Origin of the sequence: Lactiplantibacillus pingfangensis, assembly GCF_005404945.1 — a bacterium.
Taxonomy (GTDB): Bacteria; Bacillota; Bacilli; order Lactobacillales; family Lactobacillaceae; genus Lactiplantibacillus; species Lactiplantibacillus pingfangensis.
In genome coordinates this window covers 1-2180 of sequence record NZ_BJDG01000055.1, presented here as the reverse complement: position 1 = coordinate 2180, position 2180 = coordinate 1, and the positions used below count along the sequence as shown (strand labels likewise).

At 42.4% G+C, this 2180-nt stretch carries 2 protein-coding genes; both read left to right on the top strand.

Annotated elements, in window-relative coordinates:
- The first annotated feature begins 222 nt into the window (after positions 1-222).
- Complete coding sequence (locus FFM74_RS13465; protein ID WP_137627129.1) at positions 223-483, top strand: DUF2187 domain-containing protein; 261 nt, start codon at positions 223-225, stop codon at positions 481-483.
- 191 nt (positions 484-674) lie between these two features.
- Positions 675-2087 carry an MFS transporter gene (locus FFM74_RS13460; RefSeq protein WP_137627128.1) on the top strand — a complete coding sequence of 471 codons (1413 nt, stop codon included), beginning with the start codon at positions 675-677 and terminating at the stop codon, positions 2085-2087.
- Positions 2088-2180: the final 93 nt, after the last annotated feature.

Here is a 2180-nt window from a genome sequence, read left to right as displayed (position 1 = left end):
GCGCCGAGAGTAGTTGGGGGATCGCTCCCTGCGAGGGTAGGACGTTGCCATGCAAACGAAGGAATCGATTAACGTCGATTCCTTTTTTCGTACAATTAGAAGTTAATTTGATTGTTGACCAGCGCAACTAATGGAAAACGGTCTAAATTAGAGACCAATAATTGTTATTCACTGCATTAAGTGATATGTTATTAGCATATTTTATGAAGTGGAGTGATAGTAATGGCTAAAATTACTGTGGGGGATCGGGTCAAATGCCAGAAAAATGGTAATACCGATTATGATTTTTATGCTAAGGTTGAGAAAATCTATGAGAACTCTGCCTACGTCACAATTACTCATTATGATGTGCGGGACGACATTAACGTCGTTGAACTTCAGTATCGTGCGGTAATCTCACTTAAAAAGATGGCCGTTGCAGAGCCAACCGATGCGGAAAAAGATAAAATGCAGGCCGTTAGTGCGGCGATGTTGGCGGATTAAACTGGTTGGGGGATCGGGTTAATCAGTGAATTGTAACTGAAAACAGGTTAATAAGTCAGTCAGGATCACCGGAATGCTAACGGTGGTCCTTTTTTTCGCGATAATGTGCATGACCTGTACAATTCCAATCAAAATGGTTACAATAGAGGCTGTTAGTTAATAATTGTTCTAAAGTGAGAGAGGAAGATTTTATGAACGATGCAAAAGCGACGCCGACACTGGCAGGTCGTCGACGTTTCTGGTTTATCTTCACGCTGTTGACGGGGACTTGGACGATGTCGATTAGTCAGTCCTCGTTATCGACGGTTTATCCAACGTTTATGCACGACTTTGGTATCTCGGCCTCAACAGTTCAATGGTTGACGACTGGCTTCATGTTGACCATGGTCGTGATGATGCCAATTAGTCCTTGGCTATTAAATAACATTGGGTTTAAGAAATTATTTTTAACGGTTTTAGTGTTATTCGATCTTGGTTCGATCATTATTTACTTTGCACCTAGCTTTGCGATTATGATGGTTGGCCGGCTCATTAAAGCGGCGGCTGTCGGGGTGTTATTTCCATCGTACCAGTCAATTCTTTTGACGATTACGCCAGAAGATAAACGGGGTTCCACGATGGGCGTTGCTGGACTAGTCATGGGGTCAGCATTAGCGTCTGGACCGATTATCTCGGGAGTTGTGCTAAAGTTCACCGATTGGCATGGTCTTTTCCTAGTCTTTATTACTGTTGCAACGATTCTGATTTTTTTGAGCTTCTTGACGATTCAAGATGTCATGGTTAGCAAGCCATCCAAATTGGACACAATTTCAATCGTGATGTTGCTTGGTTTTGCCGGAATCTTATATGTTGTGAATGAAATTGGCAAACCTAACGTCAACTGGACCATTGGCTGGTTATTGCTGATTGTTTCAATTGCGGCGGTGGCTTACTTTACTTATCGACAATTTCATCTCACGACACCGTTACTCGAATTACGGGTTTTGAAAGTCGTCAACTATGATCTTGCTATCTTTTTAACGGCGATTTCATACGTGGCGTTGATCGTGGTAACCATTGTTTTTCCACTCTATTATCAAGGCATTTTGAAAGTATCCCCATTTATCTCGGGCTTATCATTGGTGCCTGGGGCGGTCTTCCTAAGTATCTTGAATCCATTAACGGGTCGATTAGCTGAGAAATTTGGTTATAAACAGATTATGTTATTGGGAATGGCAATGATCGTGGTTGGTTGGCTAGTCTTGATCTTGATCCCTAACCAATTAACACTTTTGACGATGATCCTGATTGCGGCACTGATTGAAGGCGGCAATGCCTTTGTGATGATGCCAGCGGTCACATTAGGGGCGAACTCACTCCCTAATCAACTCATTTCACATGGGACGGCGGTAATTACGACCGTGCGTCAAATATTAGGCTCAGCAGGGGTTGCGATTGCGACATTAATCTTATCAAATGTGACGGCCAAACAATTACAAGCCGGCGTGCCAGCGCTCACTGCTAATCTAAAAGGGTATCATGCGGTGTTCTTAACCATGTTAGGAATTGAAATTGTTGGCTTTATTTTAGCGTTATTATTACGTGATGATCGGCATAAAGCTTAATTCAAAAGGACTGTAAGGCTATACTCCTACTTAGGTAGACAAGCAAATAATTAAAGCTTGTTTACTTAGGGAGGAGTTTTTAGTATGGGCCGA

Bases quoted from the DNA above. Each gene is read 5' to 3' on its own strand.
- FFM74_RS13465 (WP_137627129.1), top strand. From the start codon at position 223: ATGGCTAAAATTACTGTGGGGGATCGGGTCAAATGCCAGAAAAATGGT.
- FFM74_RS13460 (WP_137627128.1), top strand. From the start codon at position 675: ATGAACGATGCAAAAGCGACGCCGACACTGGCAGGTCGTCGACGTTTC.